The organism is Paenarthrobacter sp. Y-19, from assembly GCF_029223985.1.
Classification (GTDB): domain Bacteria; phylum Actinomycetota; class Actinomycetes; order Actinomycetales; family Micrococcaceae; genus Arthrobacter; species Arthrobacter nicotinovorans.
Genome location: NZ_CP119414.1, coordinates 1513816 through 1530607 on the forward strand (window position 1 = coordinate 1513816; position 16792 = coordinate 1530607).

The following is a 16792-nucleotide window of genomic DNA, read 5'->3' on the forward strand; positions in this document are numbered from 1 at the left end:
GCAGGGTATTCAGAGTAGCTTTGCGGAGTGCTGACAATTTTGAATGCCGCGAAGCGGGTGCTGGTGGGCCGGCCTGTCCGGAACGACCGCCTGTCCCACACGCTGTTGCCCAAACGCATCGCATTGCCGATCTTCGCCTCGGACGCCCTGTCGTCGGTGGCGTACGCCCCGGATGAAATCCTGCTTACGCTCGCCTTGGCCGGGGTCAGCGCCGTGGCGTTCTCGCCCCTGGTTGGCCTCGCCGTCATGGTGGTGTTGCTCACAGTGGTGGCCTCGTACCGCCAAAACGTCCATGCCTACCCGTCCGGTGGCGGCGACTATGAGATCGCGAACGTCAACCTCGGCAAGTATGCGGGCCTTACGGTTGCGTCGGCCCTGCTGGTTGACTACGTCCTCACCGTCGCGGTGTCCATGTCCTCGGCTGCGACGTACCTGACCACCGCCATCCCCTCGCTCCACGGCCAGCAGGCGTTGATCGCCACCATAGGTGTCACCATCCTTGCGTTGGTCAACCTGCGGGGAATCAAGGAAGCCGGCACGGTCTTCGCCATTCCTACCTACATCTTCATGGCGTCCATCCTGGGCATGACGGCCGTTGGAATCTTCCAGGCGGCGACCGGACAGCTGGGGGAGGCCCCGTCAGCCAACTTCACAATCGTTCCCGCGCCCGGATTCGATGAAGGTCTGGTGGGACTTGCCGGCGCCTTCCTGCTGCTTCGGGCCTTCTCCTCGGGAGCCGCGGCCCTCACCGGCGTCGAAGCCATCAGCAACGGCGTACCCAACTTCAAGAAGCCCAAGAGCAAGAATGCAGCGACGACGCTGCTGCTCCTGGGTGTCATTGCCGCTTCGATGCTGGCTGGAATCCTCTACCTGGCCAATGCCACGAAGGTGCACATCGTCCTGGACCCGGCAAAGGAGTTCCTGGTGGACGGCAAGCCGCTTCCCGAGGGCTACATCCAAACCCCGGCCATCAGCCAGATCGCCGATACGATCTTCGGCTCCGGCTCCATCCTCTTCTACATTGTCGTTGCAGCCACCGGCATCATCCTGGTGTTTGCCTCCAACACCGCCTTCAACGGATTTCCCGTACTGGGCTCCATCCTTGCGCAGGACGGATACCTTCCCCGCCAGTTGCGCACCAGGGGCGACAGGTTGGCTTTCAGCAACGGTGTCCTGGCCTTGGCAGCCGGAGCCTTGGTCCTCATCCTCGCGTTCAACGCAGATGTCACCAAGCTGATCCAGCTCTACATCGTGGGCGTTTTCATCTCCTTCACGGCGAGCCAGTTGGGCATGATCCGCCACTGGGGCCGTGAGCTGAAGCTGGCCAAGGACAAGGTTGTCCGGCGGCGCATCATCAAATCCCGCACCATCAACATGATGGGCTTCGGGATGACTGCGCTGGTGCTGGTGATTGTCCTCATCACAAAGTTTGAACAGGGTGCCTGGATCGCCCTGCTCGCGATGTTCATCCTCTTCCTCATCATGTGGAGCATCCGGGCCCACTATGACAATGTCGCCAAGGAACTCGCAGTCGACGAAGACTCCTCTCCCCGCGCACTGCCTACCCGGGTCCACGCCGTACTTCTCGTCTCGCACGTGCGCAAACCGGTCCTGAGGGCGCTGGCCTATGCCCGCGCATCAAGGCCATCACGTTTGGACGCCGTGACCGTGGACATCAACTCCGAAGAGACTGAGCACACCGTCAGGGACTGGGAAAAACTGGAAATTCCCGTTCCCTTGACTGTTTTGGCCAGCCCCTACCGTGAAACTGTCACGCCCATCATGGACTACATCAAGACCATGCGCCGGGACTCTCCACGCGACCTCATCGTCGTGTACATCCCGGAGTATGTGGTGGGCAAGTGGTGGGAACAGCTGGTCCACAACCAGACAGCACTCAGAATCAAGACGAGGCTCCACTTTGAACCCGGAGTCATGGTTGCCAGCGTTCCGTGGCAACTGAAGTCGTCAGAAGAAGCAAAGGCACTGCAGGATACCCAATGACCCCCAACAGCCATCCGCCCCGCACGGGGCACAGCGACACCCACGGAGCCCAGGCTGCGGACGGTGATGAACTCGTCGTCAGCGTCGGTCCGATCGCCCACGGCGGGCATTTCGTCGCACGTCACGAGGGCCGCGTTATTTTCGTCCGGCATGCCATCCCCGGTGAGAAGGTCCGCGTCCGGTTGACTGACTCGGGTGACTCGTCGCGCTTCTGGCGCGCCGACGTCGTGGAGGTCCTGGAAGCTTCGCCAGACCGCGTTCCGCACTTTTGGAAGGCGGCGGATTCCCTGGCGTCCTGGAACCGGGGTGCCCCGCCGGTCGGCGGCGCCGAACTGGGGCACATCTCGCTCGAGCGGCAGCGTGGCCTGAAAGCAGAGGTTCTCGCCGAACAGCTGAAACGGCTCGCCGGCCTTGATCTCGCCACCGGGGTGGAGGCAGTCGGCGGGAACCACGACGACGGACTCGGCTGGCGTACGCGCGCCAGCTTCGCGGTGACCTCCAACGGACGCTTGGGCATGCATGCCCACCGCTCGGACATGGTGCTTCCGGTCAAGGAAATGCCGTTGGCCCTGCAGGGGATCAACGACCTCCGGCTTTGGGACATTGACCTTTCCGGCATAGCACGTGTGGAGGTCGCTGTCCCAGCCAACGGTTCCAGGCCCCTGATCCTCCTGGCTCCGGAGGAAGGCACCAGCCCCAAACGCTTGCACAGCATCGTCTCCCAACTGCCAGGCGACGTCTCCGTGGCGGGTTTCGATCCCATCAAGGGCGAGGTCCAGCAACTGCGAGGGAGGACCTGGGTCCAGGAGAGTGCCGCAGGCCACGACTACCGGGTAACAGGAGAGGGTTTCTGGCAAATCCATAAGGATGCACCGGACACCCTGGTTGGAGCTGTGACGGACTATCTTTCCCGCGGCGGGTATCTGGAGCCCGGTGCGGCGGTCGCCGATCTCTACGCCGGCGCCGGGCTGTTTACGGCCCCTCTGGCGGACGCCGTAGGGATCACTGGTTCGGTCCTCTCTGTCGAGGGCTCGCCGGGCACCAGCCGGGACGCCCGCAAGAACCTCCATGGAGCGCCCCAGGTGGAAATAGTCCAGGGCCGCGTGGAGCGGGTCCTGCACCAGCGGTCCCGCAGCTTCGACTCCTTGGTGCTGGATCCGCCCAGGGCCGGCGCAGGCAAAACCGTGGTCAAGCAATTGATGGCCACCGGCCCGCGTGCAATCGCCTATGTGTCCTGCGATCCCGCTTCCTTTGCGCGTGATCTGGGTTACTTCCATCAGGGCGGATGGCGGCTGGAGTCGCTGCGGGCTTTTGATCTCTACCCCAACACCCACCATCTCGAAACGGTTGGCCTGATCGTTCCGGCCGCCTAGCTGGGCCGGTCCCCGTCCGCGCGAGACTGCGGACTGGGCGGCTTTGGCGGATGGCTGCCCGTGGCGGAGACAATGCCACTACGATGGGCGTAGTAGTCCCGCTCCGCAGGAATGAACACCCCCGGGGTGGGGTGACCAACAGAGATGCCGCCCGGCTAAGTAAGGTCCACCTAACTGGCTAGCGGCCAACCACGCGACAAAGATGAAACTGTTGCGAGAGGAGTCCTGCCATGAGCACTGTGGACAGCTTCGGTTCCAAAGGCGTACTGAATGTAGCCGGCACCGACTATGAAATTTTCCGGTTGAACTCCGTAGAGGGCGCAGACAGCCTTCCGTTCAGCCTCAAGGTATTGCTTGAAAACCTCCTGCGGACTGAGGATGGCGCCAATATAACGGCTGACCATGTCCGCGCCCTGGCCGGTTGGGATCCCAACGCGGAGCCCGACACGGAAATCCAGTTCACCCCGGCACGTGTCATCATGCAGGACTTCACTGGCGTTCCCTGCGTTGTTGACCTGGCCACCATGCGTGAAGCCGTCAAGGAACTTGGCGGCGACCCCAAGCGCGTCAACCCGTTGGCGCCTGCGGAAATGGTTATCGACCACTCCGTCCAGATCGACGCGTTCGGTAACTCGGGCGCGCTGGAACGCAACATGGAGATCGAGTACCAGCGCAATGGTGAGCGCTACCAGTTCCTTCGCTGGGGCCAGACCGCGTTCGACGACTTCAAGGTCGTTCCCCCGGGAACCGGTATTGTCCACCAGGTCAACATCGAGTACCTGGCACGCACCGTGATGACCCGCGAGGTTGACGGCGTCGTCCGTGCCTACCCCGACACCTGTGTGGGCACTGACTCCCACACGACCATGGTCAACGGCCTTGGCATCCTGGGTTGGGGCGTCGGTGGCATCGAAGCCGAGGCAGCAATGCTCGGCCAGCCGGTCTCCATGCTCATTCCGCGTGTTGTCGGCTTCAAGCTCAACGGCAGCATTCCGGCCGGCGCAACCGCTACGGACGTCGTCCTGACCATCACCGAAATGCTGCGCAAGCACGGTGTTGTGGGCAAGTTCGTCGAGTTCTACGGCGAAGGCGTTGCGGCTGTGCCGCTGGCCAACCGCGCCACCATCGGCAACATGAGCCCGGAATTCGGTTCCACGGCCGCCATGTTCCCGATCGACGACGTCACCTTGGACTACCTGCGCCTGACGGGCCGCTCAGAAGAGAACGTCGCCCTGGTGGAGGCGTACACCAAGGAGCAGGGCCTCTGGCACGACCCTTCCCGCGAACTGCGTTTCTCCGAGTTCCTCGAGCTGGACCTCTCCACCGTTGTTCCGTCGATCTCCGGCCCGAAGCGTCCCCAGGACCGCATCGAGCTCACGGATGCCAAGGAGCAGTTCCGCAAGGACATCCACAACTACGTCTCCATCGAAGACGGCAGCGTGGACGAGGCCTTGGACGAATCCTTCCCCGCTTCCGATTCGCCGTCCTTCACGCACGCCGACTCGCACACCACGGAGACGGCACGCGTTGCGTCCGCCGCCAATGGTGCGAACGGCCGTCCGTCGTCGCCGGTTCACGTGAAGACCGCTGACGGACGCGAATTCGAACTGGACCACGGCGCAGTGTCGATCGCCTCGATCACGTCCTGCACCAACACGTCCAACCCTTCTGTCATGCTGGCTGCCGCCCTCCTGGCACGCAACGCCGTGGACAAGGGCCTCACCTCCAAGCCGTGGGTCAAGACGTCCGTCGCCCCCGGCTCCAAGGTGGTCACGGACTACTACGAAAAGTCCGGCCTGACCCCGTACCTCGAGAAGCTCGGCTTCTACATCGTGGGTTACGGCTGCGCCACGTGCATCGGCAACTCCGGCCCGCTTGAGCCGGAAATCTCCGAAGCAATCCAGGCCAACGACCTCTCGGTGACGGCAGTCCTCTCGGGCAACCGCAACTTCGAAGGCCGCATCAACCCGGACGTAAAGATGAACTACCTGGCTTCGCCGCCGCTGGTCATCGCTTACGCACTGGCTGGTTCCATGGACTTCGACTTCGACACCGATGCCCTGGGCACCGACTCCGAAGGCAACGAGGTGTTCCTGAAGGACATCTGGCCGAACCCGACCGAGGTGCAGGAAGTCATTGACTCCTCGATCGACGAGGCCATGTTCGCCAAGGGTTATGAAGGCGTCTTCGACGGCGACGACCGCTGGAAGGCACTCGACACCCCTGCCGGTGACACCTTCGCCTGGGCCGAGGACTCCACCTACGTGCGGAAGCCCCCATACTTCGAGGGCATGAAGGCGCAGCCGGATCCCGTCAAGGACATCTCGGGTGCCCGCGTGCTCCTGAAGCTTGGCGATTCCGTCACCACGGACCACATCTCCCCGGCCGGCTCCTTCAAGTCGGACACCCCCGCCGGCCAGTACCTCCTGGCCAACGGTGTGGAGCGCAAGGACTTCAACTCCTACGGCTCACGCCGTGGCAACCACGAAGTCATGATCCGCGGTACCTTCGCCAACATCCGCATCAAGAACCAGCTCCTGGACGGCGTCGAAGGTGGCTTCACCCGCGACTTCAGCCAGGAAGGCGCACCGCAGGCCTACGTCTACGACGCAGCCCAGAACTACCAGGCTGCGGGAACGCCGCTGGTTGTCCTGGCAGGCAAGGAATACGGTTCCGGTTCGTCCCGTGACTGGGCAGCCAAGGGCACTGCGCTCCTGGGTGTCAAGGCAGTCATCGCCGAGAGCTACGAGCGCATCCACCGCTCCAACCTGATCGGCATGGGTGTCCTTCCGCTCCAGTTCCCGGCCGGCGAGTCGGCTGCGACGCTGGGCCTGACCGGTACGGAAACCTTTGCAGTTGAGGGCGTCACCGAGCTGAACAACGGCACCACGCCGAAGACGCTCAAGGTCACGGCAACGGCTGAGGACGGCACGTCCAAGTCCTTCGACGCTGTCCTGCGTATCGATACCCCGGGCGAAGCAGACTACTACCGCAACGGTGGCATCCTGCAGTACGTTCTGCGTCAGATCTCCGCATAACGTAATCCGGCTGGTTTCAGCCGATTACGGTGCCATGCAGCCCCGGCTGGTCGATTGACCGGCCGGGGCTGCTGGCGTCCGGGATAATTCCGCCCCGCCGAAGCGGTGGCCGGGGGAACGCGCTGCACCGGGCACGCGCTAAAGTTAACGAGCACGTCATTCACCCTAAGGAGGGCCGTTGGGACTTTTGGAAACCGTCAAGGATCCACAGGACCTGGCCAAACTGTCCGGCAAAGAGCTGGAAGAATTGGCTGGCGAAATCAGGAAGTTCCTGATCACCAACGTCGCCGCGACAGGCGGCCACCTCGGTCCGAACCTGGGCGTGGTTGAACTTACCCTTGCAGTCCACCGGATGTTCGATTCGCCGCGCGACAGCATCGTCTTTGATACCGGCCACCAGTCCTATGTCCATAAACTTCTGACGGGTCGCCAGGACTTCAGTACCCTCCGTCAACAGGGTGGGCTCTCCGGCTACCCGGAGCGGGCCGAGTCCGAACACGACATCGTGGAAAGCTCCCACGCCTCGTCGTCCTTGTCCTGGGCCGACGGAATCTCCCGCGCCCGCCAGCTCACCGGTGAAGGTGACCGGTTCGTCGTCGCGGTTGTCGGCGATGGTGCGCTGACAGGTGGCATGACATGGGAGGCCATCAACAATATTGCCGCTGACAAGCGGCGACGCGTCGTGATCGTGGTCAACGACAACGGACGTTCCTACGCGCCCACTGTCGGTGGTTTTGCCGACTACCTTGCCTCGTTGCGCCCCACGATCGATTCGCTCCGCACTGCCCCCGCGTACGAGCGGATGCTCGACTGGTGGAAGAAGAAGCTGCAGAACGGCGGCCCGGCCGGCCAGTTCACCTACAAGAGCCTGCACGCCATGAAGAAGGGCATCAAGGACTGGTGGGCCCCGCAGGGCATGTTCGAGGACCTGGGGATGAAGTACATCGGCCCCGTCGACGGACACAACCTCCAGGCCATGGAGCATGCCCTCAACACGGCGAAAGCCTACGGCGGGCCTGTCATTGTGCATGCCATGACCGAGAAGGGGCACGGGTACGCACCCGCCCTCGCCAACGAGGCGGACCAGTTCCACGCCGTGGGCATCATCGACCCCGAAACAGGGGAGTCCACTGAAATCCCCGGTGCCAGGTCGTGGACCTCGGTGTTCGCCGAGGAGATCGCGGACATTGCTGACGAGCGCGAGGACATCGTCGGCATCACCGGCGCCATGCTCATCCCGGTGGGGCTGCATAAGTTCGCTGAGCGCCATCCTGAACGCGTCATCGATGTCGGCATCGCCGAGCAACATGCCCTGACCTCGGCCGCAGGAATGGCCTTCGGCGGCCTGCACCCTGTGGTTGCCGTGTACGCAACCTTCCTGAACCGTGCCTTCGACCAGCTCCTGATGGACGTTGCGTTGCACAAAGCCGGTGTCACCATTGTCCTGGACCGCGCCGGAGTGACCGGTCCGGACGGGCCCAGCCACCACGGCATGTGGGATATGGCCATGGTCCAGATTGTTCCTGGCCTCCATTTGGCTGCCCCCCGCGATGCCACCCGGCTCCGCGAAGAACTCCGTGAGGCTGTTGCCATCAACGATGCTCCCACCGTTGTGCGCTTCTCCAAGGGCAGTGTCGGTTCCGAAGTTGAAGCCATCGAACGGCTCCACGACGGCGTGGACATCCTTGCGCGCAGGCCTGCAGGCTCCACTGAGAACGACGTCCTGATCGTCAGCGTAGGTGCGATGTCCGAGTTGGCCTTGGACGTGGCCGACCGCCTGGGCGCCCAAGGCATCAGTTCAACAGTGGTGGATCCGCGGTGGGTCCTTCCGGTCCGGAAATCAATCATCGCCCTTGCAGCCCGTCACCGCCTGGTGATCTGCATCGAAGACGGCGTACGCGCCGGTGGCGTTGGTTCCCGCATCCGTCAGGAAATGCGTGCAGCCGGCGTGGATACTGCCCTGAACGAGGTCGGCTTGCCGGTGGAGTTCCTGGTGCACGGTTCCCGGAGCCAGGTGCTGGAACGCGTCGGGCTCACCGCGCAAAAGATAACGCACGACGTCGTTGCCCAGGTTTTGGGGACCAAGGTCCCCTTTGCACGCCCCCTCCCGGGTCAGGAGCACCCCACTACAGGCAGCTTGCCCACCCTGTGAGGGACGATCGCGGACCGGGCGCCCTGCAGCCTGGAGACCTTGTTGTGGCGCGGAACAGGAAGTGGGACGGCACCGCCCACTGGGTTGTTCCCGGCCGTTATCTTGGTGAGGACATTTACGGCTGGTGGATATTCCAGGGCGCAGGGGAGTTCTGTTCCCGCCCGGGGGCGGCGTTCTACACCGCTTCTGATGCCATCTTGCTTGTACCCAGGACAGGCGAGTACGTGGCAACGTTCTACGATGACAGCTACCCGGGCGACTTCCGCATTTATGTGGACCTGGCCACCGCCCACGCCTGGACTCCCATCAAAGCCGGTGTGACCGAGTTCCACATGATCGACATGGACCTGGACGTCATCCGTTCCACCACGCACGGGGTGTTTGTTGATGATGAGGACGAGTTCGAGGAACACCGGGCAGCCATGGGCTATCCGGGACAAACAGTGGACGCCATGCGTACCGAATGCGCAGCGCTATACGAAGCAGTGGACACCATGAAACCACCGTTCGACGTTCTGGGGTCCAACAGTCCCAGCGCCGAGTGGTTCAGGAAAGGACGCGCATGACCGGGATTATCCGGACGTACAAGACAGACGACGAGGGTGTACTGCACTTTCGCGAAGCCTGGTACGACGACGAAGACCAGCAGTTCGTGGTTAACCACGGGGTAGTTGGCCACCAGAGCAAGACCAACGAAACCGGAGTGGATGACGAGTCCGCTGTCGAAGGTTTGATGACCGCCTTTGCCGCCCAGTGCGAGGAAGACGGCTACGCCGAGATTCCCGAGTCCGAGCAGTTCTGGGTGGTGGCGCAGATTGCGCTGAAGACCAAGGACGGCACAGAACGCGACCGCCATCTGGAAAGGAAGGCGAAAGCGGCCCTTACCGGCGAACTGGCGTGGCGTGGACTGGGGATCGTGGACCGCTCTGAGATCGGCAACGGCCACCTCAACATCTTTTGCCTGTGCCCGGATGTCAACAAAGCCGTCAACGCCATCAAGATCTGTGTCCGCGGCGAAGACCTGGACTTCACGAAGCTCACCGTGGCTGCCGCGCCCCATGGAGATCCCGCAGCGTTCAAGGTGAAGCACTCGCCGAAGCAAGGTATGGGCTTTAGTCTCTAAGTAGCACCCAATGCACGAGGAGGGAACCCCATGTCGTCCAAGAGCAACTGGCCCGGACATACACCTTTGCCCAAGGGCCTGGCAGCACCGGCCAAGCGCGCACTGGCCCATCAGGGCATAGAAACATTGGAGCAGCTGGCCGAGTACGGTGAGGGCCAGGTTTCCAAGCTCCACGGCATGGGTCCAGTGGCCATCGCCCAGCTTGAGGATGCCATGGAGGAATCGGGAATCACCTACGGTACTGCCGGCGGCTAGGGTTTTGTTGCCCGGGGTGACTATCTTCCCGTGGGAGCGGGATAGGGTGAATTCATGACTGAATACCGACGCCTTGGCCATTCCGGACTGACCGTCTCAGCTGTAGGGCTGGGCTGCAACAACCTGGGGCGTGCCAATACGCCCACGGAGTCCCAGGAAGGCACTGACGCAGTTGTCCGCGCCGCCGTTGAAGCCGGGGTGACGTTCTTCGACGTCGCCGATGTCTACGGACGCGAGCCGGGGCTCAGCGAAACCATGCTGGGAAAGGCTCTGAAGGGCCGCCGGGACGATGTCGTGATCGGCACCAAGTTCGGTATGGACATGCGCGGGGTGAACGGCAATGACTTCGATGCCCGTGGTTCGCGGCGGTACATCGTCAAGGCCGTCGAAGCCTCCCTGCGCCGGCTGGACACTGACTGGATCGACCTTTACCAGTTCCACACGCCTGATCCCCGGACGCCGATTGAGGAAACCCTGGCTGCCCTGGATGACCTGGTCTCCAGCGGCAAAGTTCGTTACATCGGGCATTCCAACTTTGCCGGCTGGCAAATAGCGCAGGCCGAGTATGTGGGACGCGAATCAGGTGGTGTCCGCTTCATTTCCACGCAGAACCACTACAACCTGCTGGACCGCCGCGCCGAGCTTGAGGTCCTTCCCGCGGCACAGGCGTTCTCCCTGGGCGTGTTGCCGTACTTCCCCCTCGCCAACGGGCTGCTCACGGGAAAGTATTCGGCGGGCAAGGCGCCGGAGGGCTCCAGGCTGAGCCATACACGGACCAACCTGGTGCACGACGCCGACTGGGAGCAGCTGGGCCGCTTCGGCCAGTTCGCCAAAGAGCGCGGCATCAGCGAGTTGCAGTTGGCTTTCTCCTGGCTCGCTGCCCAACCCGGAGTCAGCAGCGTTATCGCCGGTGCGACGCGGCCCGAACAGATCCGCGAGAATGCTGAAGCGGTCTGCTGGGTACCAACCCAGGAAGACCGTGACGAGCTGGACGACATCTTCCCGAAGTCGCCCAAGGTGGCGCTCTTCTGATCCGATACAGAACTGGCCGGCCCCGGAGCAACTGCTCCGGGGCCGGCCTGTTTACTGTTTGGCCTGTTCTACTCTTTGGATTTAGGCCGGTGCGGAAGCTACGCCAGGCGCCAGGAAGCGCTTGCCGTTGACCCGCTCGGAGGCACCCACCCTGTCCAGGTAAGGGGTGATGCCGCCCAGGAACATTGGCCATCCCGCACCCATGATGACGCACAGGTCGATGTCCTCGGGGCCGGCCACGACGCCCTCTTCGAGCATGAGCCCGATTTCTTCGGCCAGGGCATCCTGAGTGCGGCGAAGCACTTCTTCCCCGGTGGAGGGGGTGTTGCCGAACGACATGATGGCCAGCGTCTCAGCGGGAATGACCGGTTTCCCATCGGATCCCGGGACCCACAAGGACTTCACGCCGTTGTCGATCAGTTTTTGCAGGTTCTGCGAAACCGGGAAGCGGTCCCCGAATGCCGCGTGCAAGGATTCCTGGACGTGCTGGGCCACCGGAAGCCCCACCATGGCGCTGAGGGTGAACGGGGACATGGGCAAGCCCATCGGACGCAGTGCGGTATCGGCAACCTCTGCCGGGGTTCCCTCGTCGAACGCTGCGATGACCTCGCCCATGAGGCGAAGCAGGATGCGGTTCACAACAAAGGCGGCCGCGTCCTTGACCAGCACTGCGGTCTTCTTTAGTCCCTTGGCCAGTTCGAAGGCTGTAGCGAGGACAGCATCGTCGGTCTTCGGTGCCTTTACGATCTCAAGAAGGGGCATGACGGCCACCGGGTTGAAGAAGTGGAAGCCGACCAGGCGCTCCGGGTGCTTCAGGTCTTCTGCCATGGCGGTCACGGACAGCGACGACGTATTGGTGGCCAAAATGCACTCCGGGGAGACAATTTCTTCCACCTCTGCGAAGACCTGCTTCTTGATATGCAGTTCTTCGAAGACGGCTTCAATCACGAAATCGGCGTCGGCAAAGGCTTCCTTGGAGACGGAGCCTGTGACCAGGGCCTTGGTCCTGTTCGCGGCGTCAGGCTTGATCCGCTTCTTCGCCAGCATTTTGTCCACCTCGGAGTGGACGTACGCTACTCCCTTGTCCACGCGCGTCTGGTCGATGTCCGTCATGACCACGGGGACCTTCAGCTGCCGCGCGAACAGCAATGCCAACTGGCTGGCCATGAGGCCCGCACCCACGACGCCGATCTTGGTGACAGGACGTGCCAACTTGCGGTCCGGGGCTCCGGCCGGGCGCTTGGAACGCTTCTGCACCAGGTCCAGGAAGGCGTACACGGTGGAACGGAACTCATCGGTCTGCATGAGGCCGGCGAGGGTTTCGCATTCGAGCTCTGCCGACTCCTGCTGCGTCATGGTCCTGTTGGCTTCCATGACGTCCAGTACCTTGGCCGGTGCAGGCGAGGCGTTGGAGGTTTTGGCCTCAACGAAGGCACGTCCTGCCGCGACCGCAGCGACCCAGCGGGCGGCCACCGCATCATCGCTTGCCTCAACGGCGTTCTTGCGTTCCGGCACCTCTTCACTTGCGATGACGCGTGCAGCCCAGGCCAGGGACTGTTCCACGAAGTCGGCGGGCTCAAAGATGGCGTCGGCTATCCCCAGCTCGTAGGCCTGCGGCCCGGTGAGCGTCCTGTTGTTGCTCAGCGGGTTCTCGATCATCACCTTGACCGCATTCTCCGGCCCGATCAGGCGCGGGAGGATGTAGACGCCGCCCCATCCCGGGACCAGGCCGATGAAGGCTTCCGGAAGCGCCAGCGCGCCGGCACCCGTGGAGACGGTTCTGTACGTGGACTGGAGGGCGATCTCCAGGCCACCGCCGAGGGCCAGGCCGTTGATGAACGCGAAACTCGGGACGCCGAGATCGGCCAAGGTTGCGTAGACGGCGTGCCCGAGCTGGGCCATCCAGAGACCGTGTTCGCGCTCCTTGAGGGTTTTCACGGCCGAGAGGTCGGCGCCGGCAACCAGGAAATACGGCTTGCCTGTGACACCGACACCCACGATTTCGCCCCGCGAGGCCCGTTCTTTGAGACCGTCAAGGACGCTGCCGAGCTCTACCAGCGTGTTGGGGCCGAGGGTGGTGGGCTTGGAGTGGTCCAGGCCGTTGTCCAGGGTGATGAGGGCGAAGGTGCCCACCCCGCCCGGGAGCTGGATGTCCTGGACGTAGGAGTGTGTGACGACCTCGTCGGGAAACAGTGCGGCGAGCTTCTGGAATTCTGCGGCGCTCATGCGGCGGCTCCTTCAGTGGGGGCGGTGGTTGCGGTCGTGACCGGCTCAGGGGTGGACGATGCGTAGTCGGCGTGGTGGGGGTTCTCCCAGATCACCGTTGCGCCCATTCCCAGGCCGATGCACATGGTGGTGATGCCGTAGCGGACGGACGTGTCCTCTTCGAACTGGCGCGCGAGCTGGTTCATCAGCCTGACGCCTGAGGAAGCCAGCGGATGTCCGACGGCGATCGCCCCGCCATAGCGGTTGACGCGCGGGTCGTCATCGGCAATCCCGAAGTGGTCCAGGAAGCTCAGTACCTGGACGGCGAATGCCTCGTTGATTTCGAACAGGCCGATGTCCTCGATGCCCAGCCCGGCGTTCTTCAGTGCCTTCTCGGTGGCCGGGACAGGGCCGATGCCCATGACTTCGGGCTCGACGCCGGCGAAGGCGTAGGATACGAGGCGCATTTTGACGGAAAGCCCGAGTTCCTCGGCGGCTTCCGCTGAGGCCAGGACGGCGGCCGTGGCCCCGTCGTTCAACCCTGCGGCATTTCCCGCAGTGACGCGGCCGTGTGCCCGGAACGGAGTGCGCAGTTCAGCCAGGTCCTCAACGGTGGTGCCTGGACGAGGCGGTTCGTCCGTGGTGTGCAGCGCCCATCCCTGACCGGGTTTCATGGTGGCGACGGGCACGAGGTCTTGCTGGATCTGTTCGTTGCTGTAGGCGGCGGCCAGCTTGGCCTGCGAAGCTGCTGCGTAAGCGTCCGTCCGGTCCTTGGTGATCGCCGGGAAGCGGTCGTGCAGGTTTTCGGCGGTGTTGCCCATGTTCAGGGCTGCAGGGTCAACCAGTCGCTCGGACATGAAACGCGGGTTGGGATCCGCGCCCGCGCCCATGGGGTGGTTGCCCATGTGTTCCACGCCGCCTGCGATGACGACGTCGTAGGCGCCGAAGCCGATGCCGCTCGCCGTCGTCGTTACCGCGGTCATGGCACCTGCGCACATGCGGTCGATGGCGAAGCCGGGAACGGAACGGGGGAGGCCGGCCAGGAGGGCCGCTGTGCGGCCGATGGTCAGGCCTTGATCTCCGGTCTGGGTGGTGGCGGCGATGGCTACTTCGTCGACGCGCTCCGCGGGAAGCGAGGGGTTACGCCTCATGAGTTCGCGGATGCATTTCACTACCAGGTCATCGGCGCGGGTCCCGGCGTAGATACCCTTTTCGCCGGCTTTGCCAAAGGGCGTGCGGACACCGTCCACGAAGACGACGTCCCGGACGTTGCGCTGGGCAGTGCGTGATGGACTCATGTATTTACTCCTCGTTGAGACATGGCACCGTGTCCCGCGGGGCGGGGTCCGGTTGGCATAACTGCAATGTTACTCATGGGTAACTTAGCGTGCAAGGCCATGGGCTTCTACCCGCCGCATCCGGCACGCAAATGGCCCGCCGCCACGAACGTACGTTCGGGCAACGGGCCATTGCGACGGCGGTGACCACTAGGAGTCCTTGGAATGCTGTGCTTCGTTGGCCTTGGATTCCTTGGTTGGTAGCGGGCTCGGGTTTAAGCAGGCCTCGGTCAGGATGGGGGCGGCGATGGCGATTTGCCACTCCCTTGCGCCAAGCGTCCGAAGTTCCTGCGAAACGGTCTCCAGCGATACATCCGTTGGTGGCCGCCAGGCTATGCGCCTGAGGTAGTCCGGAGTCAGCAGGTTCTCCACGGGCAAGTTGAGTTCGTCAGCCTTGGCTTGGAGGGCCGGCCTTGCCGTGGCCAGCCGCGCTGCTGCCTCCGGGTCCCGGTCTGCCCAGACCCGGGGAGGCGGCGGGGCATTTGTGGGCAGATGCAGCGGAGGAAGGTCCGTCATGGATCTGGCGTTCGTGATGCAGCGCAGCCATCGGGGAGCTTCCCGTTGCGCTGACCTGCCGTGGAACCCCTTTGTGGCCAGAAGCTGTGGGACTGTGGTTGGCATGGCCTTGGCGGCGGCCACCAGGGCTGAATCAGGGATGAGCCGGCCAGGTGCGACGTCGCGCTTGCGGGCCAGCTGGTCGCGTTCCTGCCACAGTTCCCGGACGGCTGCCAGCTGGCGGCGGTCACGGATCTGATGGAGACCGGAGGTCTTACGCCATGGTTCGACCCTGGGTGCCGGGACACCTGCGGCGAGGATGCCGGCGAATTCCTGTTCGGCGTACTCCAGCTTGCCGTCGGCCTCCAGGAGTTCAATAAGTTCTTCGCGCAGCTCGGCGAGGACTTCGACGTCGAGCGCTGCGTACCGCAACCAGGGTTCGGGCAGTGGCCGAGTCGACCAGTCAGCGGCAGAGTGTTCTTTGGCGAGACCGAAACCGAGCAGTTGTTCGATAACAGCCGCCAGGCCGACGCGGGGGAGCCCTGCGAGCCGCGCCGCGAGTTCAGTATCGAACAGCTTGTCCGGCCACATGCCGAGCTCGGACAGGCAAGGCAGGTCCTGGGTGGCGGCGTGAAGGATCCATTCCACCCCGCGCAGGGCGTCGTTGACGATGTCCAGGTTGTCGAACGGTTCGGGGTCGATGAGCCAGGTCCCGGCTCCTTCGCGACGGATCTGCACCAGGAAGGCACGCTGGCCGTAGCGGAAACCGGAAGCCCGCTCGGCATCGACGCCGGCAGGTCCGGTGCCGGCTGCTATTGCGGCTGCGCATCGTTCAAGTCCGGCAGGTGTGTCGATGACCAGGGGTACGCCCTCGCGTGGGGTGTCGAGATCAATGACTTCAGGGACGTGGCTGTCAAAGCCGTCAACCTTGATGTGGGTGGTGGGATCAGCAACCGGATCGCCGGCTGTGGTGTTTTCCAGGTTTTCAGGGGTCATGGTGGCTTAAGCTTACCGATTTGTCGCGTAACGGGGCGCTTTTGCCTTCGCCAGCCCAGCGGTTACGGCGCGGGTGGCCGTCAATTGCGCCTCCTGTTGGGCAGGCCGGTGACCCCGGGTGGCAGTGGAGGCAGTCCGGCGAAAGTGCACACCATGTCGGACCAGGCTTCCAGATGCGATTGGACATCCGCGCCGTCAGGCGTCCAGGAGGCCCGGAGTTCTATGTCGATGGTGTCGGGCCGCTCAGTCAGGGTGCCGAAGCTTTCGGAAAGGATCCGGGTAGCTGTGCCGCCGGCAGCCCGGTAAGGGGCTGAACGGTGTTCCAGGGCTTCGACGAGCCACGTCCAGGCCACGGAACCGAGCATGGAGTCGTTGCCCATTTCCGCATCCATTTGGGCCCGGATATACGTGACGATCCTGAACTCGCCCTCCCACACGGCCGATCCGTCCGGATCGTAGAGCAGGATGAAGCGGCCTGTGGCCAGTTCGTCCTCGTCTTCGCTGGAGGGGCTTCCGGCCTGGCTCTTGGCAAAGGCCTTGGCTGCCGGTCCATGCACGGGAACCTGGCGGGTGGCGGCGGTGGGGCTGAAGACTTCAGCGCCCAAGGCCACTGCATAAGGGGCCAAACGTGCGGGGGCGGGGATCTCATCAAGCCGCAACTCGCTGCGGCACTGGGCTTTTCGTAGCGTTCCCAAGGCGAAGAGAAAGTCCTGGGGAACTTGTGCGAGGGCGTTCACACTCGCAGATTATGCGTCCGGGGCGGCGAACCTGTGCAGGCTCGC

12 protein-coding genes are annotated in these 16792 nt (G+C 63.5%); 8 read left to right on the forward strand and 4 right to left on the reverse strand.

Annotation, left to right across the window (positions count from 1 at the left end; all coding sequences use genetic code 11):
- Positions 1-27: 27 nt before the first annotated feature.
- From PYR64_RS06965 to PYR64_RS07000, 8 genes are all read left to right on the forward strand, one after another.
- A complete protein-coding gene (locus tag PYR64_RS06965) occupies positions 28-2004 on the forward strand; it encodes an APC family permease (RefSeq protein ID WP_039240785.1) in 1977 nt (658 codons plus the stop codon).
- Positions 2001-3377, forward strand: a complete 1377-nt coding sequence (locus PYR64_RS06970; RefSeq protein WP_275779069.1) for a TRAM domain-containing protein — start codon at positions 2001-2003, stop codon at positions 3375-3377. Before PYR64_RS06965 ends, PYR64_RS06970 begins: the two co-directional genes overlap by 4 nt.
- A 230-nt stretch (positions 3378-3607) precedes the next feature.
- A complete protein-coding gene (locus PYR64_RS06975) occupies positions 3608-6415 on the forward strand; it encodes an aconitate hydratase (RefSeq protein ID WP_018778678.1) in 2808 nt (935 codons plus the stop codon).
- Between the two features lie 178 nt (positions 6416-6593).
- The gene (dxs, locus tag PYR64_RS06980) at positions 6594-8567 is read left to right on the forward strand and encodes a 1-deoxy-D-xylulose-5-phosphate synthase (RefSeq protein WP_018778677.1); all 1974 of its coding nucleotides are present in this window, start codon (positions 6594-6596) and stop codon (positions 8565-8567) included.
- Positions 8564-9133, forward strand: coding sequence for a DUF402 domain-containing protein (locus PYR64_RS06985; RefSeq protein WP_039240787.1), 570 nt, complete (start codon positions 8564-8566; stop codon positions 9131-9133). Before dxs ends, PYR64_RS06985 begins: the two co-directional genes overlap by 4 nt.
- A complete protein-coding gene (locus PYR64_RS06990; RefSeq protein ID WP_039240788.1) occupies positions 9130-9690 on the forward strand; it encodes a hypothetical protein in 561 nt (186 codons plus the stop codon). The genes PYR64_RS06985 and PYR64_RS06990 overlap by 4 nt, the downstream gene beginning before the upstream one ends.
- 30 nt (positions 9691-9720) lie before the next feature.
- A complete protein-coding gene (locus PYR64_RS06995; protein ID WP_018778674.1) occupies positions 9721-9945 on the forward strand; it encodes a hypothetical protein in 225 nt (74 codons plus the stop codon).
- 54 nt (positions 9946-9999) lie between these two features.
- Positions 10000-10977, forward strand: a complete 978-nt coding sequence (locus PYR64_RS07000) for an aldo/keto reductase (protein WP_039240789.1) — start codon at positions 10000-10002, stop codon at positions 10975-10977.
- A gap of 81 nt (positions 10978-11058) precedes the next feature.
- On the opposite strand, the gene PYR64_RS07005 is transcribed toward PYR64_RS07000, so the two are convergent.
- The 4 genes from PYR64_RS07005 to PYR64_RS07020 all read right to left on the reverse strand — a co-directional run bounded on the left by PYR64_RS07005 (position 11059) and on the right by PYR64_RS07020 (position 16747).
- Positions 11059-13203 carry a 3-hydroxyacyl-CoA dehydrogenase NAD-binding domain-containing protein gene (locus PYR64_RS07005; RefSeq protein WP_275779073.1) on the reverse strand — a complete coding sequence of 715 codons (2145 nt, stop codon included), beginning with the start codon at positions 13201-13203 and terminating at the stop codon, positions 11059-11061.
- Positions 13200-14480, reverse strand: coding sequence for an acetyl-CoA C-acyltransferase (locus PYR64_RS07010; RefSeq protein WP_275779075.1), 1281 nt, complete (start codon positions 14478-14480; stop codon positions 13200-13202). The genes PYR64_RS07005 and PYR64_RS07010 overlap by 4 nt, the downstream gene beginning before the upstream one ends.
- Before the next feature lie 189 nt (positions 14481-14669).
- Positions 14670-16010, reverse strand: a complete 1341-nt coding sequence (locus tag PYR64_RS07015; protein WP_275779077.1) for an HRDC domain-containing protein — start codon at positions 16008-16010, stop codon at positions 14670-14672.
- An 80-nt stretch (positions 16011-16090) separates the two neighbouring features.
- The gene (locus tag PYR64_RS07020; RefSeq protein WP_275779079.1) at positions 16091-16747 is read right to left on the reverse strand and encodes a DUF3000 domain-containing protein; all 657 of its coding nucleotides are present in this window, start codon (positions 16745-16747) and stop codon (positions 16091-16093) included.
- Positions 16748-16792 lie beyond the last annotated feature (45 nt).